This window comes from Gillisia sp. CAL575, from assembly GCF_000403785.1.
Classification (GTDB): Bacteria; Bacteroidota; Bacteroidia; order Flavobacteriales; family Flavobacteriaceae; genus Gillisia.
This window is the reverse complement of record NZ_APHJ01000018.1, coordinates 1-22990: the sequence shown is the minus strand read 5'-3', so window position 1 is coordinate 22990 and position 22990 is coordinate 1. Positions and strand designations below refer to the sequence as shown.

Annotated in this window: 21 protein-coding genes; 10 read left to right on the top strand and 11 right to left on the bottom strand. The window is 33.6% G+C overall.

All coding sequences use genetic code 11. The features are described from left to right. Positions 1 to 1110, bottom strand: a complete 1110-nt coding sequence (locus tag I130_RS00560) for a DEAD/DEAH box helicase (RefSeq protein WP_034917464.1) — start codon at positions 1108 to 1110, stop codon at positions 1 to 3. A gap of 157 nt (positions 1111 to 1267) precedes the next feature. Here I130_RS00560 and I130_RS00555 point away from each other — a divergent pair, with 157 nt between their 5' ends. After that, positions 1268 to 1423, top strand: coding sequence for a YqaE/Pmp3 family membrane protein (locus tag I130_RS00555; RefSeq protein ID WP_034917460.1), 156 nt, complete (start codon positions 1268 to 1270; stop codon positions 1421 to 1423). 71 nt (positions 1424 to 1494) lie between these two features. Here the strand turns inward: I130_RS00555 and galE are convergent, their stop codons facing one another. Next, positions 1495 to 2529 (bottom strand): UDP-glucose 4-epimerase GalE, encoded by a 1035-nt coding sequence (galE, locus tag I130_RS00550; RefSeq protein ID WP_034917457.1) that lies wholly within the window; start codon positions 2527 to 2529, stop codon positions 1495 to 1497. Between the two features lie 180 nt (positions 2530 to 2709). Here galE and I130_RS00545 point away from each other — a divergent pair, with 180 nt between their 5' ends. From I130_RS00545 to I130_RS00530, 4 genes are all read left to right on the top strand, one after another. Continuing rightward, entirely contained in the window at positions 2710 to 2994 is a 285-nt protein-coding gene (locus I130_RS00545) for a DUF3817 domain-containing protein (protein WP_034917454.1), read from the top strand. Between the two features lies 1 nt (position 2995). Then, positions 2996 to 4306 (top strand): mechanosensitive ion channel family protein, encoded by a 1311-nt coding sequence (locus I130_RS00540; protein ID WP_034917451.1) that lies wholly within the window; start codon positions 2996 to 2998, stop codon positions 4304 to 4306. A 21-nt stretch (positions 4307 to 4327) separates the two neighbouring features. Next, positions 4328 to 5419, top strand: a complete 1092-nt coding sequence (locus tag I130_RS00535) for an endonuclease/exonuclease/phosphatase family protein (RefSeq protein WP_034917446.1) — start codon at positions 4328 to 4330, stop codon at positions 5417 to 5419. 111 nt (positions 5420 to 5530) lie between these two features. Continuing rightward, the gene (locus I130_RS00530; protein WP_034917444.1) at positions 5531 to 6466 is read left to right on the top strand and encodes a mechanosensitive ion channel family protein; all 936 of its coding nucleotides are present in this window, start codon (positions 5531 to 5533) and stop codon (positions 6464 to 6466) included. On the opposite strand, the gene I130_RS00525 is transcribed toward I130_RS00530, so the two are convergent. Genes I130_RS00525 through I130_RS00510 form a run of 4 tightly spaced genes read right to left on the bottom strand, consistent with a single transcriptional unit; the run spans position 6456 to position 9431 of the window. Beyond that, positions 6456 to 6845, bottom strand: a complete 390-nt coding sequence (locus tag I130_RS00525) for an acyl-CoA thioesterase (RefSeq protein WP_034917440.1) — start codon at positions 6843 to 6845, stop codon at positions 6456 to 6458. The genes I130_RS00530 and I130_RS00525 overlap by 11 nt on opposite strands. A gap of 16 nt (positions 6846 to 6861) precedes the next feature. Continuing rightward, positions 6862 to 7287 (bottom strand): NUDIX domain-containing protein, encoded by a 426-nt coding sequence (locus I130_RS00520; protein WP_034917437.1) that lies wholly within the window; start codon positions 7285 to 7287, stop codon positions 6862 to 6864. Between the two features lie 29 nt (positions 7288 to 7316). Further along, positions 7317 to 8042, bottom strand: coding sequence for an SOS response-associated peptidase (locus tag I130_RS16150; RefSeq protein ID WP_051119568.1), 726 nt, complete (start codon positions 8040 to 8042; stop codon positions 7317 to 7319). A 36-nt stretch (positions 8043 to 8078) separates the two neighbouring features. Next, the gene (locus I130_RS00510; RefSeq protein WP_034917434.1) at positions 8079 to 9431 is read right to left on the bottom strand and encodes an NAD-dependent succinate-semialdehyde dehydrogenase; all 1353 of its coding nucleotides are present in this window, start codon (positions 9429 to 9431) and stop codon (positions 8079 to 8081) included. Between the two features lie 159 nt (positions 9432 to 9590). Here I130_RS00510 and I130_RS00505 point away from each other — a divergent pair, with 159 nt between their 5' ends. After that, positions 9591 to 9998 carry a hypothetical protein gene (locus I130_RS00505; RefSeq protein WP_034917432.1) on the top strand — a complete coding sequence of 136 codons (408 nt, stop codon included), beginning with the start codon at positions 9591 to 9593 and terminating at the stop codon, positions 9996 to 9998. Here the strand turns inward: I130_RS00505 and I130_RS00500 are convergent. Further along, positions 9975 to 10694, bottom strand: a complete 720-nt coding sequence (locus tag I130_RS00500; RefSeq protein ID WP_034917425.1) for a DUF3307 domain-containing protein — start codon at positions 10692 to 10694, stop codon at positions 9975 to 9977. The genes I130_RS00505 and I130_RS00500 overlap by 24 nt on opposite strands. A gap of 1 nt (position 10695) precedes the next feature. Then, positions 10696 to 11370, bottom strand: a complete 675-nt coding sequence (locus tag I130_RS00495) for a SatD family protein (RefSeq protein ID WP_034917423.1) — start codon at positions 11368 to 11370, stop codon at positions 10696 to 10698. A 193-nt stretch (positions 11371 to 11563) separates the two neighbouring features. Here I130_RS00495 and I130_RS00490 point away from each other — a divergent pair, with 193 nt between their 5' ends. Further along, complete coding sequence (locus I130_RS00490; RefSeq protein ID WP_034917421.1) at positions 11564 to 12016, top strand: hypothetical protein; 453 nt, start codon at positions 11564 to 11566, stop codon at positions 12014 to 12016. 4 nt (positions 12017 to 12020) lie between these two features. Here I130_RS00490 and I130_RS00485 read toward each other — a convergent pair whose 3' ends face one another. Next, on the bottom strand, positions 12021 to 14066 hold the full coding sequence (locus tag I130_RS00485; protein WP_034917419.1) for an HD family phosphohydrolase: 2046 nt from the start codon (positions 14064 to 14066) through the stop codon (positions 12021 to 12023). A 112-nt stretch (positions 14067 to 14178) separates the two neighbouring features. Here I130_RS00485 and I130_RS00480 point away from each other — a divergent pair, with 112 nt between their 5' ends. Both I130_RS00480 and I130_RS00475 read left to right on the top strand, forming a co-directional pair. After that, positions 14179 to 15357, top strand: coding sequence for an acetyl-CoA C-acyltransferase (locus I130_RS00480; protein ID WP_034917416.1), 1179 nt, complete (start codon positions 14179 to 14181; stop codon positions 15355 to 15357). Positions 15358 to 15475: 118 nt separating this feature from the next. Next, positions 15476 to 16225 carry a C40 family peptidase gene (locus I130_RS00475; protein WP_034917414.1) on the top strand — a complete coding sequence of 250 codons (750 nt, stop codon included), beginning with the start codon at positions 15476 to 15478 and terminating at the stop codon, positions 16223 to 16225. Positions 16226 to 16312: 87 nt separating this feature from the next. On the opposite strand, the gene I130_RS00470 is transcribed toward I130_RS00475, so the two are convergent. After that, positions 16313 to 17566, bottom strand: a complete 1254-nt coding sequence (locus I130_RS00470) for a tetratricopeptide repeat protein (protein ID WP_034917412.1) — start codon at positions 17564 to 17566, stop codon at positions 16313 to 16315. 21 nt (positions 17567 to 17587) lie between these two features. Beyond that, on the bottom strand, positions 17588 to 20128 hold the full coding sequence (gene gyrA / locus I130_RS00465) for a DNA gyrase subunit A (protein ID WP_034917408.1): 2541 nt from the start codon (positions 20126 to 20128) through the stop codon (positions 17588 to 17590). A gap of 257 nt (positions 20129 to 20385) precedes the next feature. Between gyrA and I130_RS00460 the strand changes: the two genes are divergently transcribed. Further along, entirely contained in the window at positions 20386 to 22932 is a 2547-nt protein-coding gene (locus I130_RS00460) for an ATP-dependent Clp protease ATP-binding subunit (protein WP_034917403.1), read from the top strand. Positions 22933 to 22990: the final 58 nt, after the last annotated feature.

Below are 22990 nucleotides of genomic sequence, written 5' to 3'. Positions count from 1 at the left end.
TTATTTGATCTTAGTGAATTTTATACCAAGTTCCTTCTCTAATTCAAATATTTTTCTAGCTTCTTTTGGATTTACTAGAACCAAAGAAACTCCAGTATTACCTGCACGTGCAGTTCTTCCACTTCTGTGCGTGTAATATTCGGTTTGATCTGGTAATTGATAATGAACAACAAAAGCAAGATTGTCTACATCTATACCTCTTGCTGCAACATCTGTAGAAACTAATAATCGCAAACTTTTATTTTTAAAAGCTCGCATTACTTTGTCTCTATCTTTTTGATGCATATCTCCTTCTAATAATCCAACTTCATGATTCTTCGCATGCAATTGCTTTGCAAGGATCTTAGCTGCTGCTTTAGTTTTTGTGAAGATAATCCCTCTTTTTTTGCCTTGAGATTTAAGGAAAGAGGCCAAAGTATCTAATTTATTATTATCATCTCCAGAAACATATTGGTGTACAATACCAGTATTTACAGAATCATTTTTATCTATAGAAATTCTCAATGCATCTTTAGACACATAATTTTCTATAATTTCATTCAGTTCTTTTGGAATAGTAGCAGAAAATAACCAAACGTTACGATCTCCTTTTGTTTTACTTAAGATCTTGGTAAGATCATCTTTAAATCCCATGCTCAGCATTTCATCTGCTTCATCTAGAACTAAAGTGCTTATTTTAGAAATATCTAAAGCCTTTCGGTTCATAAGATCTATAAGTCTCCCAGGAGTGGCAACTACTATATGCGTTGGTCTATTTAATCTGTTTATCTGAATATCTATCTTTTCACCACCATATACCGCTTCAGTAAAAACTTGTTCAGAATATTTAGTGAATTTAAACAGTTGTTTTGCGATTTGCTGTCCAAGTTCCCTAGTTGGTGCTAAAACAAGTGCCTGAATATAATCTTTGCTGGTATCTACTCTTGCCAATAACGGTAAACCAAATGCAGCAGTTTTACCTGTACCTGTTTGTGCCTGACCTACAAAATCTATATTCTCTACAGATAATACAGGAATTGCGGCCATTTGGATTTTAGTAGGGGTTATGATCCCTAATTCATTTAATCCTTTATCTATATCTTTGGATACACCAATTGCAGTAAAACTCATAATTCTTATTTGAATTTGCAAAGATACCTTTTCTAATTCATAAATAGAATTGCTAAAGAGAAGTTATATTTAGTTAATTTATAGCTAAACCAAAATGATAAATAAAGGATTCTATGAGAGATTGGTTAAATTCGTTTGAAACCAAAAAACATATATTATGTCATTAATTACTATTATTTTAAATATACTATTACCTCCATTAGCTGTTTTCTTAAAACATGGTCTGGGAGTAACATTTTTAATTAGTTTATTACTTACTGCATTAGGATGGTTACCCGGCGTAATTCATGCCTTCTATGTAAATGGAAAATAGGAATAAAAAGAAAGCCACTTAAAATTAAGTGGCTTTCTTTTTATATTTGTTTTGGAAGCTTTCAACAGTTCCTAATCTTCATTTTTAAAAACTTTTTTCTCCCATTTCCATGCACTTTTTAAAGCTTCATCTAAACTATGTTCTGCTCTCCAATTTAATCCTGTATTTGCTTTATTTGTATCTGCATAAGCTGCTGTAATATCCCCTTCCCTTCTATCAACAATCTTAAAGGGTAACTTCTCTCCAGTAGATCTCTCAAACGACTGAATCACTTCTAGAACAGAATTTCCTTTCCCAGTTCCTAGATTAAAAACATCATAATTTTTCCCTAAAGCTTCTTCTTCCATTAATTTTTTAAGTGCTACCACATGTGCTTGGGCCAGATCTACTACATGAATATAATCACGTACACAAGTACCATCACTAGTAGGATAATCATTTCCAAAAACGGATAGTTGTTCCCTTTTTCCTATTGCGGTTTGTGTAATAAATGGAACTAAATTTTGAGGCGTTCCTATAGGCAATTCCCCTATTTCTGTGCTTGGGTGTGCCCCTATTGGATTAAAATATCTAAGAGAGATCGCTTTTAAGCTAGGATAAACCTTACAGGTATCCATAATAATTTCTTCTCCTATCTGCTTTGTATTACCATAAGGAGACATAGCCTTTTTCACTGGGGCATTTTCAGTTATTGGTAAATTATCTGCCTGACCATAAACGGTACATGACGAACTAAAAATAAAGCTGGCTTTATTTTTCTTACTTAATTGTTGTAAAATATATATTAGGGTAGATAAATTGTTTTCATAATACAATAACGGATTCTCCACACTTTCACCTACTGCCTTGGAAGCTGCAAAATGAATTACTCCAGTTATATCCTGATATTTCTCAAAAAAATCTATTACTGCATCTTTATTCCGAAGATCAATATTTACAAATTCTGGTGTGGTTTGTGTAATTTTAGTGATTCCTGCCAAGACGTCTATCGAGGAATTAGACAAGTTATCTATTATAACAACCTCAAATCCTTGCTGCTGAAGCGCAACCACTGTATGCGATCCAATAAATCCAAGTCCGCCAGTAACTAATATTTTAGATTTCATATTTTCTTTTTCTAATTCTGCGCAAAATAGTCAAATTGTAAAAAAAGAAGCATCTTTAAATTAAATTCCTAATAAATTTTGGTAGAGTTTTAACACGCAAAGTCTTTCAATAGCTATTTTATTGAAAGGATTTTTTATTAACTCTAAGTTTTAAAATTATCTTTGCAAAAATTCACATTAATGAATGAACATATTCAAATTAAAGTTTTTAAATGGGTAAGTATCTTAGAAGGTATTTCTTTTATCCTACTGCTTTTTATAGCGATGCCATTAAAGTATTTGTTTAACCTGCCGCAAATGGTTGAAGTAGTTGGAATGGCACACGGAATCCTTTTTATATCCTACCTTGTAGGCGCTGTAATAGTATATAATATATTGGATTGGAAATTTAAAACCTTACTACTCGCTGTAGCATGTTCGGTAATTCCATTTGGCCCATTTTATATAGAAAAAAAGTATTTATAATATGTTCGAAGATATTTTTGATATAAAACCTATAAGCTGCTTTCTTGAAAGTTATTTTATTCAGCAAGGAATGAACACGGATGCAGCAGGTTATTTAAATCTAGCTATAAATCTTCTTATCCTTTATGGATTGGTACATTTTATAAATTATATCTTAAGAAGATTCGTAATTGAATCTTTTAAAGCCTTTACTAATAAAACTAAAACCACATTTGATGATTTTTTAATCAAGAGTAATTTTCCAAAATATGTGGGGAGAATTATCCCAATTCTCTTGATCTATGCTACAATTCCGGTAATTCTTATAGATCATCAATTCGTTTTGAAGGGTGTTGTTTTCTTGACTAACCTATATATAATAATACTGGTGGTTTGGATCTTTAGAAGTTTATTGCGTACCAGTAAGAATTACTTAAAGACTAGGGAAGAATATTTTGACAAACCCCTTGAAAGCTACATGCAGGTACTTATGATCTTTATATGGATCGTAGGAATTATGTTTGTTTTTTCTGAAATAACAGGAAAATCTGTTATTAATTTCGCGATCTCTTTAGGGGCCGCATCTGCCGTTATCCTGTTGATATTTAAAGATACCATTATGGGCTTTGTAGCTTCTATACAGGTTTCTGTGAATGATATTGTGCGTATAGGAGACTGGATTACCTTTAGCAAATATGGAGCAGATGGAGATGTAACCGAAATCAATCTTGCTACAGTTCGAGTACAGAATTTTGATAATACTTTTACAACAATTCCAACATATAGTTTAATTGCAGATTCTTTCCAAAACTGGCGAGGAATGTTGGAATCGCCTGGTAGACGGATAAAAAGAGCTATCAATATCAAGCAAAATTCCGTGAAATTTGTGACTTTAGAAGATCTAGAGCAACTTAAATCCATTACGCTTATTGCACCATATTTAGAGCATCGCCAAAAAGAAGTAAATAAGTACAACCGAAAAAATAATGTAGACACCACGCTTCCAATCAATGGAAGAAATCAAACTAATTTAGGGATCTTTAGAAAATATGCCGATGCATATTTACATGATCATCCAGGTATTAATAAAGAGTTATATCTAATGGTAAGACACCTCTCCCCTACACCACAAGGAATTCCATTAGAAGTTCTTTGTTTTAGTAGTGATAAACGTTGGGAAAATTATGAATATATTGCGGCCGATATTTTTGATCATTTAATTGCGGCTCTACCTTATTTTGGTTTGCAACTTTTCGAAGCTCCATCTGGAGATGATCTAAAGTATTTGGCAAATAATATGAACCAGAATACAACCACAAATAAACAAGAATAACTAACCATTTAAATTACCTGAATGAAATTAAAATCCTTCCTACAAGGTTTTGGCCTATTTGCAGTCTTACTAACCTTAATTCCACTTGCAGCAGCAGATTTCTGGTGGATTAGAATGTTCGATTATCCACACATCCAGCTAACTATTCTAACTTTTGTAGCTATAGTTGTATATTTTATAAAATTTGACGTTAAATGGGTAGAAGACTATTTATTTGTAGTAGTATTATTGATGTGTTTCACATTTCAGATGTATAAGATTTTCCCATATTTACCTCATGGAAAGCATGAAGTTGAAAAAGTTTCAGAAAATATGGATCAAGCAGATGTTTTGAAATTTTATGCAGCCAACGTTCTACAGAAAAATACCAATCCAACGCTTCTAATCAAGGAAATTGAAGATAAAGATCCAGATATCTTATTGCTAACGGAAACAGACACGCGATGGATGAACGATGTGCATGATGCAGTTGCAAAATATCCTTATCGAGTAGAAATTCCTATCAATAATACTTATGGGATGCTTCTTTATTCAAAATTTGAAATGAAGAATCCTCAGAAGAGATTTTTGGTAGATGATAGTATTCCATCTATACATACGGTTTTAGTCCTAAGATCTGGGAAAGAGATTATGTTACATGCAATACACCCAACGCCACCAATGCCCCAAGAAAACCCAACATCTACAGATAGAGATGCAGAAATGATGATGGTTGCTAAAATGGCTTTGGAAAGAGATTTGCCAACTATTGTAGCAGGAGATTTTAACGATGTTGCTTGGTCTGCAAGTTCTTCATTATTTAAGGATGTAAGTTCTTTACTAGATATCAGAAAAGGTAGAGGTTTCTTTAATTCATTTAACGCAACAAGTTTTATTATGAAATGGCCTTTAGATCACTTCTTTGTTTCTGAAGAATTTAGATTGGTTGAAGTAAAAACTGGAGAAAATATAGATTCAGACCATTATCCTTTTTATATCAGTTTAAGTTTAGAGCCAGAAAAAGCAGAAGAGCAGAAGATTGAAGGCCCAACAGAAAAACAACTAGAAAAAGCGAATAAGCAAATTGAAGATGCTTTAGAGGAGCAAAAGGAAAAGAGAAGTAAAGGAGAGTAATCTTATTTATAAAAATTAACCACATTCACTTATTTGAAAGAATAAATAAATGTGGTTTTTTTATTAACTTCAATCCCTATTCAATAGGAATACCATCTAACTCAATTATAAATGCAAACCAACACTGAGGATAACTTAAGTATACAAGACTCATTCACTCACTTTTATGATGGGTTAGTTGCACAATTGCCTGGTATTGGTATGGGATTATTGATTATAATCTTAGGTGTATTAATAGGATCCTGGATTGGGAATTTTGCAATAGAAAGAATCTCAAGACGTACTAATGATCCTTTAATGAGCAAATTCTTGGGGAAAACAATTAAAATTATTTCCCTTATTATTGCTATCATGTTAGCTCTAAAAGCTGCTGGATTAGGTGGCATAGCCACTGCTATTCTTACAGCGGCTGGTGCAAGTGCAGTAGTATTAGGTTTCGCATTTAAAGATATAGGAGAGAATTTTATTGCTGGGATCATTCTCGCATTTAATAGACCCTTTGATATTAATGACACGGTAGAAATAGGAGATAACTTTGGAAAAGTAAAAGCCTTAGAGTTTAGATATACCAAGTTGAAGACTTTTGATGGAAAAGATGTATATATTCCAAATAGCGATGTACTAACCACACCCGTTACTAACTACACCGAGGATGGATTCTTTAGATGGAACTTTATTATTGGAATTGCTTACGAAGATAATATTGAAGGCGCCAAAGCGACCGTAATGGAAGCTTTAAGAAAAGAACCAAATGTGATTGAAGATGAAGAGCATGAAAATTTTGTTATAGAAGATGAATTGGCAACAAGCACAGTGAATCTAAAAGTGTTCTTTTGGGTAGATACCAAAGACTTTAGAAAAATGGCGCTTACAACAAAAGGTAATGTTGTTAGAGCGGTTAAAGAAGCATTAGAAGACAATGGTTACTATATGCCTGCCGACATCCAGGAAATCAAGATATACGGCGGAAATAAAGACGTAGATTTACCAATTAGGATCTCTTCTAGCAAACAAAACATCACCGATGTTACAAATACTAATCCTTAAGTCTATCCCTCACAAATTCTATTTCAGATTTTCCATGAGCTTGTGGTTTTCCATTTTCATCTAAACTTACCATGACAATATTCTCAATTGAGATTATAGTTTCCCTTGTCATTTTATTTCTTACTTCACAACGCAAGGTTAACGAGGCATTACCAAATTTAACTACATCAATTCCAATTTCAACGATATCTCCCTGTACTGCGGAGCTCTGAAAATTTATCTCACTCATAAATTTGGTAACTACTTTTGGGTTTTCTAGTTGGATTATGGAATAAAGTGCACATTCTTCATCTATCCATTCTAATAATCTTCCTCCAAATAGTGAAGCATTCGGATTAAGATCTTGCGGTTTTACCCATTTTCTAGTATGAAATCTCATATTATATTTTGTTTATTTATAGTTTATGGTCACGAAGATACTTCTTTGCATCTTTAATGATCTTAGAATGATCAAAAGCTAATCCTGGAAGTTCATTTAACCTAAACCATCCAGCAGTTTTAGCATCATCACCAGCTTTAATTATAACATCATTTTTAACTTTACCAATAAAGGCAATAGATATTGTTCTGCCCCGTGGATCCCGATTCAAACTCCCATAGGTTTTTAACTGTTTTAAAGCATCTACCTCTACACCCGTTTCTTCTAATAATTCTCTCTTAGCACCTTCTTTTAGGTTTTCACTTTCTTCAAGAAAACCTCCAGGTAAAGCCCATTGGTTCTTAAAAGGATCATTCTTTCGTTTAATTAAAAGAATTCTTGCTGAAGATTTTAAATCTTTAAATATTACAGCATCAACCGTAATTGCAATTTCTTGTCTCATCTAAGTTTAAATGTTTTTAAATCAATTAACTAAAATAAAGAATTAGATTTAAATTGTTCTATGGGTAGTATTGTTGATTCTTCATTGCTCCCTTTATATAAAAGATCTGATACTGGATGAGCATGGAACTCCTCATTGGTAAAACCATTTTTCACCAAATTTAAAATTACACTTTTAGATTGGTTCTTTGAGATCCATTCTTCTCTCAAATGAGTATCCAACACTAAGGGCATTCTTTTCTGTTTATTATGAACTTCAGCAAAAAAATCATTTGCTTCAGTAGTTACTAAACTTACATAATAATTATTTTTGATTTTGGAATATATTCCAGCAACGGTAAGTATTTGCCTGTTTAAAACCGAATTACCATCAGGAATATAACAAAAATATGGTTGCTGGCTTTTAGATGAATAATAATGAGGTTCAAAAAATCCATCAAAAATGATCCAACATCGTTCGTTAATAACATGATTTTTAAAAGATCTGGTTTCATAAAGATCTTCGCCTCTAGCATTATTAGTATATTGCTTTCCGCTCAAAAAGTCTTGAGGATCATTATTTTTCCATTCTGGAACTAATCCCCAAACCCCTTCTTTTATAACATTAGCATCATCTTGAGCTATGATATAAACATTTGGATTAGCGAAGGCATTAATATTATGGGATGGTAAATATTGGATCTTCTTTTTGAAATTTCTAGAGACCCTATCTTCTATCCTCCTTTGCTCTGCCGCTAAACTTCCCTTGTAACACATAAATCTATTTAGGCCTTTAGTTGATAACACATATAATTAACTGATATACACCGTTTTCTTGTTTACAAACTCTCTAATTCCATGAATAGATAATTCTCTCCCGTAACCGGATATTTTGGTTCCTCCAAACGGTAATCTAGGATCACTTTTTACTAATTCATTCACAAACACTGCTCCATCTTCAAATTCTGGACATAGCTTTTCAGCGAACTCCAGATCTTCGGTAAAGATTGATACACCCAATCCGAAATTTGATGAATTTACCAGATCTACTGCCTCTTTTTCATCTTTAAAGGTAGTCACAGAAATTACAGGACCAAAAGTTTCTTCTGCAAACACTGTCATTTCCTTTGTAACCTCGGTAATAATTGTGGGTTCATAATAAGTGCCATTTCTTACACCTCCTAAATGAATCTTTGCCCCTTGTTTTACAGATTCTGACACCTGTTTCTCAAGATCTTCAGCGAGATCTTCTCTCGCTAAAACCCCTATATAAGTATCTTCACTCATAGGATCTCCACTTTTTAGCTCTCTTACTTGTTTAGAGAAAAGTTCTAAAAATTCTTCGGCAATGGAATCCTGTAATAAAAGTCTTTTCCCTGCAATACAACTTTGACCTGTATTCTGAAATCTGGCTTGTACACAAGTATCTACAGCTTTTTTAATATCAGCATCTTTAAAAATCACCAACGCATTACTACCACCTAATTCTAAAACAGATTTTTTTATCTCTTCTCCAGCTATTGAAGCTACCGAACTACCTGCTGGTTTACTTCCTGTTAATGTGACCGCTTTAACTCTTTTATCTCTAATTATACCTTCTACTTTTTTACTGCCAATTGGTAAATTCTGAAAACATCCCTTTGGAAAACCTGCTCTTTCAAAAATCTTCTGAATATTTTCTCCAGATTTCATCACATTACTAGCGTGTTTTAATACTCCAATATTTCCTGCCATTAAAGCTGGTGCCGCAAATCTAAATACCTGCCAAAAAGGATAATTCCAAGGCATTACTGCTAAAACAATTCCTATTGGTTCAAAGGAGGTATAGCTCTTTATAGCATCGGTTTTTATTATTTCTTTTGCTAACTGCTTTTCGGCATTTTCAGCATAATATTCACAAACCCAAGCACATTTTTCTACTTCTGCAATTGCCTGTGTAATAGGTTTTCCCATTTCTAAAGTAATGGTTTCAGCATATTCTTGCTTGTTCTTTTTTAATTCTGCTGCTGCAGCCATCATTAATTTAGAACGCTCACTAAAGGAGGTTTTTTTCCAGGTTTGGAATCTTTTATCAGCAACATCTAATGCTTCATCTATATCTTTCTTGGAAAATTCTTTAATACTGGCTACTTCTTCACCATTGTATGGATTTCTAGATATAATCATAACTTTTTTCAATTTTATTAAAGGTAAAAATAACCATACAAAGGAATAAGCGATTAAGAGACTTTTAACTGAGCAGTTGTTTATAAATCGGTTTAAAAGTTGAATAATCAAATAAATAAACAGCGCTTATTTTATCTAAATTTAATAAACTTCAAAACTATGAACAATCGAGATATTGAATTGCTTCGTCTTAGACCAGAAATTCCATCGGCAAAAGTTTCAGAAAAAATGAGTCTGGAGGAGCAGTTCCAAAACAAAACGCTTCGCCCAGTTATTAAACTTCAAAATGAACTATTTGTAGAGGTCTTTAGAAACTACATAAAAAAACACAAGAATAGTTTTCATGCATATTCTGTGGAAAAGAAATTAAGTTTTATTGAAAATGCTATTCAGAGAGATATCAAATTCAGAAATAGCTTAAAAGGAATTGTTATCGGTCATTTTACTATTGAAGAATATTTACTTTATATAGAAAATTCTTCTGCTCTAAATAAGCGAATGATGAATCTTGTTAAAGAACGAATGTTTAGCAATATCCAACTTCTAGAACAAGAACTGGCGTATTAAAAGTCCTAAAAGGATAGTGATTGTAAAGCTTATTAATGTTCCTATAAGCACATATTCTGTTTGCTTTCTAGCTCCGGTTTCAGATTTATCGCTAAACCTTAAAATGGATTTGGCAGCGATCAGAAATCCTATAGCAGAGAAATTATTTGTTAGAATGAAGGTGAGCACTAGGATCCGTTCAAAAATACCAATATAACGTCCTGCATTATCTAAACTGTTCTTAGTATGAGTTTCCTTAATTTCATTTTGCCATTTTTTGGTCGCCTTCCCTATCAAAAAACCTGCTGGGAAAATCACAAATAGATAAGCTCCAAGGATTACTAATATGGATGTGGAATTGAAAATTTCTTTTAGAAAAGGAATAATTTTAGGAAATCCATTAATTAGATACACCCATACTAGTATTATGATTAAAAAATGAAAGAACTGATCTAGAATAAAATATTTGAGATTATCTTTTTTCTGATTCAGTTTCCACCAATCTATTAAAAAGTGTGTGATGCTAATAAATAATCCAATATACCACCATTCCAGTTTCTGAATAAGAATCACACTTAATACTCCTGCTAGCAAGGCATGAATTATTAAGTAATAAGATCTTACCTTATATTTTCTTTTATGCTTTATCCAGCTATTTGGTTGGAACACAAAATCTGTTAAAAGGTGAGCCAGTATTAATTGTATTAAAATAAGCATATTATTTTCTATTTACTAAATTGTTCGTGATTACAGCTTTATACCTGTCTAACAAAACTGAAATTGCGTCCCATCCCGCAGCCTTTTTTCGCTGATTTACGGCTGACTGACTAATATTGATTGCTGCAGCTACTTCTCTTTCTTTAAGGTCTTTTAAAAGGTAATAAACCACCTCTGCAGATGCTGTACTCCATTTATCGGTAATGGTATCTAACAGGAATAAAGAGGTATTAAATTCATCATTTATTTCCTCAAAATCGGTTTTTAATTTAGTTTTTCTATTCTCAGTTTTCATCTCATCTAAGCTTCGTCCCGAAAATTGAAATGCGGGGCCATTGGATTCGGAAATTGCTTCACGATCTAATTCCTGCTCTCCAATCCCTATGGCGATCTTAAAATCGGCTATTTTAGAATATGCTCTATTCTTCACTGTTTCCTTAAAATGAATTCTGTTTATAGCTGTTTTAATTTGAAGGGCTATTTTAAGAGCATCTTCTGGGTTTTTAATTATTCCTTGAAAACTATCTCCCCTATATATCTGAAGGCGTATATCCTCCTCCTTATATTCCCCAATAATACGCTCGAACTCTTGCTTAAGAGTATCCAATACTTCTTGTAAAACTTTCTCTTCATAAAGAGAAGAATCTATTAAATCTGCTGTTAAAACTGCTATCATAATCCAAATATATAAATTTTATTAGTCTGAAACCTTATAAATATAAAATATTAGTCTATAGACTTATAAATATACAATATAAGCTTAAGGACTTATAATTATTGTTTTAAGAAAGAGGAAATTAATTATTAAAATTTTGCAAATTATTATAACAGCTAAAAGTTGATACTTACTTTTATTTAAAACTATATAAATGATACCAAATAAAACCCAATTATTCAATAACTGCTTGGATACTGTAAACAAGCAAATACAACGTTACAAGTCTGAAATGGATACCATAAAAGAATCTATGGAAGCAAATGATGTACATACAGATTATGATGAAGAAGGAAGCAAAGGAGAATTATTAGGCGACTTTGAAAAGTACGCCAAATACCTAGATACTGCCCAAACAATGAAACTTACTCTAACTAAAATAGATAGAGAACATTATAGTGAGTCTATAAAATTTGGGAGTGTTATTGAAACTGAAGAAAGATATTATTTTATTGCATGTGCTTTAGGTGAAATAAAAATGGATGATGGCAGCAGTGTATATGTAATTTCTACTGAAGCTCCTGTTTATGAAAAAATAAAAGGTAAAAAAGCCGGAGACACATTCATGTTAAATGAAAAGGAAATTAAAATACTTGAAGTAAGATAACTAGCTATTCGGGATATTCTATTCTTAAATGAAAAATATTCTTCAGTTTTTGTTTTAATACCTTTTTGATTAGTTGGATCTCTTTGAAGGTGATGTTAGCATTTAAGAACTGAGCTTCATCCATTTGCTTATTGATAATTCTTTCTACAAAATCATCAATTTTAGCTGTTGTTGGCTCTTTTAAACTTTTACTTGCTGCCTCTACACTATCACACATCATTAAAATCGCAGTCTCTTTACTAAAAGGAATTGGACCAGGGTATCTAAAATCTAATGTAGATACTTTGTCGTTCATTTCCTTTTCTTTCATATAAAAGAAATATACTAAAGAGGTTCCATGGTGGGTTCTAATAAAATCTATCACTCTATCTGGAAGATTATTTTTTCTGGCAATTTCAATTCCATGAATCACATGATTTATAATTACTTCAGCACTTTCTGCTGGAGATAATTCGTCATGGGAATTCACTGAACTGGTTTGGTTCTCAGAAAAATAAGTAGGGTTTTCCATTTTACCAATATCATGATATAAGGCTCCTACCCTAGCCAACATTGCGTTAGCCCCAATCTCATTTGCAGCAGCTTCAGCCAGATTTGCAACATTAAGAGAATGATGAAAAGTTCCAGGCGCCTTCTCTGCTAACTCCTTCAATAGTTTGGAATTGGTATCAGATAACTCTAAAAGTGACATGTCTGAAACCAATCCGAAGAGTTTTTCATAAATATAAATAAGCGGCTGCACAAACAAAGTTGCCAATCCACCTAAAATAAAAGTAAGGAACATTTCAGAATTTAGATCTTGTATATTCCCCTCCTGAATAATAGTAAATGCAAAATAAACTAGAATATAAATAAAGGTTATTTGCCCTACTGAAATAAATAAATTAGCCCTTTTATACAATTCTGAAACAGTAAGAATAGTAACAATCCCCGCAGTGATCTGAAGGAACATATATTCGTAACTATTGGGAACTACAAAACCTAAAATAAGAACAGTAATTACATGGGTAAATAAACCCAACCTAGAATCAAAAAATGCTTTTAAGGTCAAGGGTAATATACAAAGCGGAACAATGTAAACATATTTAGCTTCAAAATTTACAACTAACGTGGTTAGAAAAACCATCAATAAAATATTGAAGAAAATAAATGAAACTTTTACATTATTCTCAAAAATATCTCTTCTATTTCTTCTAATAAACAGTAGCAACATCAGCAAAGCAAGACAAACCAATATACTGTAACCAAATAAGATCCAATTATAACTGGAATCACTCCAAACTTGAGATTCATATTCAGATTTAAGGGAAGTTAAAACATCTAATGTTTCACCTTCTACTATCTCCCCTTTAGAAATTATAATGGTACCACGTTCTATACTTCCACGGGTATAGGAAATGGAACCTAATTTACTGTCTAATTCCTTCTGAGTAAGTCCAGAATCATAAGTAACATTTGGTTTAATAGCATTATAAAAGAATTCTAATAATTCTGGTTTTAGAGAAGATAAGCTACTCTGGTTGATCTGAACATTTAGATATGGCCGAATTTCATCTTGAAGTAATAGTTTATCATAGTTGAGTTCAAATGCCTCATTCCCTCTCTTTAAATATACGAGTTTGTTAGCATCGGCAGGTTTAGCTTCAAGTAAAATTCCATTTTCATATATATCATCCAAAGTTTTTTCAATAAAACCAGATAACAGTCTTCTTTTCCTTTTTAAGATACTATCTGTAAAAGTTTTCTCTAATTGTTCTGGAACTTTTGACTTTACTTGCTCCACAACATTTTCATTAAATGTGTAGTAGGGAATATGGTTACTATTTATCTGAAGCTTTTCTTTAACTATTTCAGCATTGCTTTTTAAGATGGCAAAATCAAATGGCGCATATAAATTTTCATATTGCCAAGGTTTGCCCTTAGTGATCTCATATTTAAATTTACCTCCCTTTGGAAGCAGATAAACAATTAAAAACGCTGTGACTATAAATAGAAAAATCTTGTAGAATAAAGCCTGATTTTTATAAAAGTTGTTTACGTAATTATTCATGTATTTTAATACTATTTTTCAAATGTAGTAAAAAAACACGGTGCACCTAGAAGCCTTGGTTTGTTCTTGATAAAATCACTAAATTCGCAAGAGAAAATTAAAATTTTAAGTTATGAATAAGGAAGTAGTAATTGTAAGTGCTGCAAGAACACCAATTGGAAGTTTCCTAGGTGGATTATCTACAGTACCAGCAACAAAATTAGGTTCTATCGCAATTCAAGGAGCTTTAAATAAAATAGGATTAAAGCCAGAAATGGTTCAAGAAGTATTAATGGGTAATGTGGTGCAAGCCGGAGTTGGACAAGCTCCAGCTAGGCAAGCTGCGTTAGGTGCCGGAATTCCGGATACTGTTCCATGTACTACTATAAATAAAGTGTGCGCAAGCGGAATGAAGGCTGTAATGCAGGGAGCACAAGCTATTATGTTAGGAGATGCAGATATTATTGTAGCAGGAGGAATGGAGAACATGAGTTTAATTCCGCATTATATGCATCTTAGATCTGGACATAAATTTGGTCCAGCAACAATGATAGATGGAATGCAAAAAGATGGATTGGTAGATGCATACGATCATAATGCAATGGGAACCTGTGCAGATCTTTGTGCTACCGAGCATAATTTTAGTAGAGAAGATCAAGATGCTTTTGCAATTCAATCTTATGAGAGATCTGCCAAAGCATGGAAAGATGGGAAATTTGATAATGAAGTTGTACCTGTAGAAGTTCCGCAAAGAAAAGGAGATCCTATAGTAATAAAAGAAGATGAAGAATTCAAGAATGTAAGAATGGATAAGATTTCTTCTTTACGTCCTGCTTTTTCTAAAGATGGGACTGTTACTGCTGCAAATGCTTCTACTATCAATGATGGAGCTGGAGCAGTTGTATTGATGAGCCGCGAGAAAGCAGATGAATTAGGATTGAAAGTATTAGCGAGCATTAAGAGTTTTGCAGATGCTGCACAAGAACCTAAATGGTTTACTACTGCGCCATCTAAAGCGCTTCCTAAAGCATTAGCTAAAGCTGGTATTAATCAAGATGATGTTGACTTTTTTGAATTCAACGAAGCTTTTGCCGTTGTTGGATTAGCAAATATGAAGATCTTAGGTCTTACAGATAAAAATACCAATGTAAATGGTGGAGCTGTTTCTTTAGGTCATCCTCTTGGATGTTCTGGGGTTAGAATTATTATAACTCTGCTAAATGTATTAGAACAGAATAATGCTAAAACCGGAGCTGCTGCAATTTGCAACGGAGGTGGTGGAGCATCTGCAATTGTAATTCAGAGAGACTAAAATTAAAAATCTCGAGGCAGGTCTTAGAGGTACAAATGAAAATCACTTTTAAAATTCGAGATATAGGGCTCGTGGAATTAAACCCTCAATGAGGGATTAAATTAGTAAGTTTTAATCAATGCAGTACGGAATATGCAACTTGAGCATTGTGCCGGTTAGAATCCAACCGGCCGATGCTTCCGAAATGGTTACCCAACTCTTGTATGGGGAATATTTTAAAGTTCTTGAAGAACGTGGTAAATGGAGCCGAATTCGTATCGCATTCGATTCCTATGAAGGTTGGATAGATAACCGACAATATTTCAAAGTAGAGGAAGCTGTATATTTTGACCTTTCTTATGAAGAAAGAAAATATTCTGCAGACCTCATCGAGTTCTTAACCGATGAAACGCAAGGTTTGACAACCATTCCTTTAGGTTCTGTTTTGAATAGTAATGAGCCATTAAAAAACACTTTTGATGGTAGTAGTATTTCAGGAGTAAAAGAAAAAACAAATTTGGTTAATACCGCACTCTTGTACCTCAATGCTCCTTATATGTGGGGAGGGAAAACTCCTTTTGGTATAGATTGTAGCGGACTTACCCAAATGGTATATATGCTAAATGGCTATTCTTTATTAAGAGACGCCTCTCAGCAAGCTACACAAGGAGAAGCCTTAAGTTTTATAGAAGAAAGTGAACCTGGAGATCTAGCCTTTTTTGATAACGCTGAAGGGAAAATTACACATGTGGGTATCATTATGCAGGATAATTATATTATACATGTAAATGGTAAAGTGAGAATAGATAGAATTGATCATTCGGGTATTTTTAATACTGAATTGAAAAGACATACACATCAATTAAGAGTGATTAAGAAGATCATTTAGAGATTGGATCTTCTTAATATTGTGAAATATAAAGCACAAAAAAAGGCTGTCATTACTGACAGCCTTTTTAGTTTATAAGATAAATTCTTATTTATTTTCTTTAGCAGTTAATTTTGCTTGTAAAGCATCTGCTTTTTCATTTTCTCCTAGTTGATAGTAGATATTCATAGAAGTTCTGATTGCTTCAATGTTATCAGCATCATTTTCCATTACTTGTTCTAAATAAGGAAGGGCTTTTCTATATACGTCTTTACGTTTTTCCGCAAGTTCATCATACTTCTTAGTATCTCCTTTGCTCATTCCTAAAGTATTCATTTCCTCAACAATTTTAGCTTCGTTAGCTAATATTGCAGCAGCAATATTTAAACGAGCTTCAGTCATCTCTGGATCATACTTTAATGCATTTTCGTAATAAGCAATTGCAGCATCATTATCTCCAATTTCAAAAGAAGTTACTCCTAAGTTGTAATATAAAGTAGCATTCGTAGGGTCTTGAGCAACAATCTCCTCCATAAGCTCCTTATACTTATCTTTTTTACCCATTTTGTAATACATATCCGCTTCAGTTTGCATTAATGAAGCATCTTCAGGATTAGCCTCTTTTGCAGCTTTTAAAGCGCTTACGGCTTCTTCTTCTCTACCTTGCTCAATATATATTAAAGCGATGTTTTTAGTGATCTCTCCAGATTTTGATGGTGCAACTCTATCTTCTGGGTTAATATACTCACCAGTTTTAACCATTAGGTCACGTTGAGATTTTGGCATAGCCTCTTCTTCCCCAGTAGACTTATTAACTGCTAAATATTCTGTTTCAATACCAGTATATCCTAAATCTTTAAGATCCTCATAATACTTAAGAGCTGTTTCGTAGTTCTTTGCAGTAACTGCATTAGAAGCAGCAAAATATAGATATAAAGTATCTTTAGGATTTAATTTGTATCCTGCATATAATTTTTCTGCAGCCAAATCATACTTCTCAGCATTCTGGTCGTTGATAGCGCTTTGAATCAAGCTATTTGTAACACCAGATAAACCTTGAGCAGCAGCTTCTGCATTACCTAATTCTTCCGCTTTTTTAAAAGCTTCAGATGCAGTCATAAGGTCCTTTACTGAAGTTCCTTCTCCTGTACCTAGATAAGCTTGACCTTTAAAAACGTAAAAGTCTTCTTTTAGATTGTCATTAGCATCACCCAACATAGATTCTGCTTGAGTAAGCAAAGTTTTAGCTTCCGCATAACTTCCTTTGTCAATTGCCTTACCGGCATCGCGAACTTCCTTTTTCTGGGCTATTGCAACAACTGTTATTAAAGATAAGCCTATTGATAAAATATTCTTTTTCATTCTAATTTAGATTTTAGTTAGTTATTCTTCATCGTTATTGTCTGCAATAGTTGTGCCATCAGAATTTTCTTCACTGATATCAGTGTCTGACAGCTCTTCTAGTAACTCCTCTACTACTTCCTCATCATCCTTCATTACTTTGGCTACTGCCGCAATAGCATCATTACTCTTAAGATTTATAAGTCGAACCCCTTGCGTAGCTCTTCCCATAACTCTTAAATTATCTACACTCATTCTAATAGCAAGTCCAGATCTATTAATAATCATAAGATCATCGCTGTCAGTCACGTTCTTTATAGCTACTAGTTCTCCAGTCTTATCTGTTACTGAAATTGTCTTAACACCTTTCCCTCCACGATTTGTGATTCTGTAGTCATCAAGTTTTGATCGTTTTCCATAACCATTAGCAGAAACTACTAAAATATCAGTATCCATATCATTCACAGCGATCATACCAACCACTTCATCATTATCGTCTGCTAAAGTAATCCCTCTAACCCCTGAGGCATTTCTACCCATTGGTCTGGTCTTCTCTTCCTCAAATCTAATGGCTTTACCACTTTTAATAGCCAACATAACTTGACTGTTCCCCGTGGTAAGTTTTGCTTCTAACAGCTCATCGTCTTCTCGAATGGTAATGGCATTAATACCATTTATTCTAGGTCTAGAATATTGCTCCAAAGAAGTTTTCTTAACCTGTCCTTTCTTGGTGGCCATGATTACAAAGTGACTATTTATATACTCCTCATCTTTAAGATCCTGAGTATTAATAAATGCTTTCACCTTATCCCCTGGTTCAATATTTATTAAATTCTGAATAGCTCTACCCTTAGAAGTCTTACTTCCTTCAGGAATTTCATAAACACGCATCCAATAACATTTCCCTTTTTGAGTAAAGAAGATCATATATTGATGATTGGTTCCTGTAAACAAATGTTCAAGGAAATCTTCATTTCTTGTTGTAGATCCTTTTTGACCTACTCCTCCTCTATTCTGGGTTTTATATTCTGTAAGTGATGTTCTCTTAATATAACCTGCATGAGAAATAGTAATAACTACTTGTTCATCTGGGATCATATCTTCTATACTAAGATCTCCACCTGCGTATTCTATAACAGATCTACGCTCATCACCATATTTGTTCTTGATTTCCAACAACTCATCTGTGATAACTTGCATACGACGCTCTTTTCTAGCCAAAATATCTTTAAGATCCTCAATGGTCGTCATGATATCTTCGTATTCTGTACGTAATTTATCTTGTTCTAAACCGGTAAGCTGTCTCAATCGCATTTCTACAATTGCCTTCGCCTGAAGTTCAGATAAACTGAAACGTTCAATTAATTTAGCACGAGCTTCGTCTCCATTACTGGAAGATCTAATTAAGGCAATCACTTCATCAATATTATCTGAAGCGATGATCAATCCTTCTAAAATATGTGCTCTTTCTTCAGCCTTACGCAATTCGTATTGAGTACGCCTTACAACAACTTCATGACGATGCTCTACAAAATGAACGATCATATCCTTCAAATTCAACATCTCAGGTCTACCTTTTACCAAGGCGATATTATTTACACTGAAACTTTGTTGAAGCGCTGTATGCTTAAAGAGAGTATTTAAAACAATATTTGGTATCGCATCACGCTTTAGGATATAAACAATACGCATCCCGTTTCGATCGGACTCATCACGAATTGTTGAAATCCCCTCGATCTTTTTCTCATTAACAAGATCGGCGGTTTTCTTGATCATATCGGCTTTATTCACCTGATATGGAATCTCTGTTACAATGATCGCTTCTCTACCATTAACATCTTCTAAAGTAGATTTTGCACGCATCATCACTCTACCTCTACCTGTTTTAAAGGCTTCACGAACACCATCATAACCATATATTACACCTCCTGTTGGGAAATCTGGTGCTTTTATGTGAGTAATTAACTCATCTATCTCAATATCGTTATTCTCTATGTACGCAACCGTACCATCAATAACTTCAGATAAGTTATGAGGAGGCATATTGGTTGCCATCCCTACTGCAATACCACTAGCTCCATTTATTAATAAATTAGGAACTCGTGTTGGCAAAACGGTAGGTTCTTCTAAAGTATCATCAAAATTCAATCGGTGGTCTACAGTATCTTTATCAATATCTGCCAACATATCCTCAGCGATCTTCCTCATTCTGGCCTCAGTATATCGCATTGCTGCAGGACTATCACCATCTATAGATCCAAAGTTACCTTGACCATCTACAAGCATATATCGCAAACTCCATTCTTGAGCCATACGCACCATAGCGTCGTATACAGATGTATCCCCGTGTGGGTGATACTTACCTAATACTTCCCCTACAATTCTTGCAGATTTTTTGTGAGATCCAGTAGCTCTAATTCCCAATTCATGCATTCCGAACAAAACCCTTCTGTGAACAGGTTTTAACCCATCTCGTACATCAGGTAAGGCACGTGACACAATGACCGACATCGAATAATCGATGTAAGCCGATTTCATTTCATCTTCAATGTTGATAGGAATTAACTTTTCTCCTTCAGCCATATTAAATATTTTAATTTAGTTTGAAAATATAACGTGCCAATTTACGTATTTCGCAGTTGTTTTAAGCACTATTGACAAGGCTTTGTGTAAATTTTATTAACAAATAATTAGCGCCCCTTCGTTAATAAGTTAGCTATCTTAAATTTTGATTATTGAAAGTAATTTTGTCAATTAGCTAGCGACATATTAATTAATAGGTATAATTATTGAACTACCGCACATATTGTTAATATATAATTTTAGAGAAAGGAAATAAGATGGATGATAATTTTTCTCCCAAAGTAAAGGATGTGATTGCCTATAGCAAAGAAGAAGCTCTTAGGTTAGGTCACGACTTTATTGGTACAGAACATTTAATGCTAGGGCTTTTACGAGATGGAGATGGTAAAGCTATAAATATATTGAATGCCCTAGATATAGACTTAAGTCATTTAAGACGAAAAGTGGAAATATTAAGCCCTGCAAACCCGGAATCTTCAGGAATTTCTAATGAAAAAAAGAATTTACACCTTACAAGACAAGCAGAGCGGGCTTTAAAAACTACATTTTTAGAGGCTAAGCTTTTTCAAAGTACTTCTATTAATACTGCACATTTATTATTGTGCATTTTAAGAAATGAAAATGATCCTACAACCAAACTTTTAAACAAACTAAAGATTGATTATGATGGAGTTAAAGATCAATTCAAATATATGATTACAAATGATGACGATTATTTAGAAGCTCCAAGAGCTGAATCATTTTCAGATGAAGACGCGAGCGCAGATGATGCTACTAAGGATAATCCTTTTAGCAACGCTGGAAAAACCAATAAGAAATCTAAAACTCCTGTTCTAGACAACTTCGGAAGAGATCTTACTGCAATGGCAGAGTTAGATAAATTAGACCCTGTGGTTGGTAGAGAGAAAGAAATAGAACGTGTTAGTCAGATCCTTAGTAGACGTAAGAAAAACAATCCGCTTTTAATTGGAGAACCTGGTGTTGGAAAATCTGCCATCGCTGAAGGATTAGCACTGAGAATCGTCCAGCGAAAAGTTTCAAGAATTCTTTTTGATAAGCGCGTAGTAACACTTGATCTTGCCAGTTTAGTTGCAGGAACAAAATATAGAGGTCAATTTGAAGAGCGCATGAAAGCGGTTATGAACGAACTGGAGAAGAATGATGATATTATTCTTTTTATAGATGAAATTCATACCATTGTAGGTGCTGGTGGAGCAACTGGTAGTTTAGATGCGAGTAATATGTTTAAACCTGCCTTAGCAAGAGGTGAAATACAATGTGTTGGTGCCACTACTCTTGATGAATATAGACAATACATAGAAAAAGATGGTGCCTTAGAAAGAAGGTTTCAAAAAGTTATTGTGGAACCTACAACGGTAGATGAGACTTTAGAGATCCTTAATAATATTAAAGGCAAATACGAAGAACATCATAATGTTAACTATACACCCGAAGCTATTAGCGCTTGCGTGAAATTAACCAATAGATATATTACAGATAGATTCCTGCCAGATAAGGCAATAGATGCATTAGATGAAGCTGGCGCCCGTGTTCATATTACAAATATCGAAGTGCCAAAGCAAATTTTAGACTTGGAACAAAAGTTAGAAGCTGTTCGGGAAGAGAAAAATGCTGTTGTTAAAAAGCAGAAGTACGAAGAGGCTGCAAAACTTAGGGACGACGAAAAGAATCTTGAAAAGCAGCTAGGTATTGCTCAAGAAAAATGGGAGGAAGAATCTAAATTGCATAAAGAAACTGTTACAGAAGACCATGTTGCAGATGTGGTTTCTATGATGACAGGTGTTCCAGTAAACAGAATAGCACAAACAGAAATTACCAAATTGGCTGAACTGCCAAATCGTATAAAAGGCAAGGTAATAGGGCAAGACGATGCAGTTAATAAAGTTGTTAAGGCTATCCAACGAAATAGAGCTGGATTAAAAGATCCTAATAAACCTATTGGCTCCTTTATATTCTTAGGGCAAACGGGTGTAGGTAAGACTCAACTTGCTAAAGTTCTTGCAAGAGAACTTTTTGATAATGACGATACCCTCATAAGAATTGACATGAGTGAGTATATGGAAAAATTTGCCATCTCAAGATTAATTGGTGCACCTCCGGGATACATTGGTTATGAAGAAGGTGGACAGTTAACTGAAAAGGTTAGACGCAAGCCTTATGCTGTGATCCTTTTAGATGAAGTAGAAAAAGCGCATCCAGACGTTTTTAATATGCTTTTACAGGTTTTGGATGATGGATACCTTACAGATAGTTTAGGTAGAAAGATCGATTTTAGAAACACTATTATTATAATGACTTCTAATATTGGGTCTCGTAAACTAAAAGATTTTGGACAAGGTGTTGGTTTTGGAACTGCTTCTCAGAAATCTCAAATAGATGATAACGCTAGAAGTGTAATTCAAAATGCATTGAAAAAAGCTTTTGCACCAGAATTTCTTAATAGAATAGATGATGTAGTGATTTTTAATTCTCTAGATAGAGATGATATTCACAAGATTATTGATATTGAATTAGAAAAATTATACTCCCGAATTGGAATTATAGGCTACACTTTGGTGTTAAGTGAAAGTGCAAAAGATTACATAGCAGATAAAGGATTCGATAAAGATTATGGTGCAAGACCATTAAATAGAGCTATCCAAAAGTATATTGAAGATGCTCTTGCTGAAGAAATAATCACTTCTCATCTTGAAGAAGGTGATACTATATATATGGACCTTGACAAAGAAGGTGATAAGCTTACAATTAAGATTGAGAAAGCTACTGAAGAAAAGGAGGTTTAAAATCACTTTTCTAAAAGCAAAACAGCCATTAATTTATATTTAATGGCTGGTTTTTTAT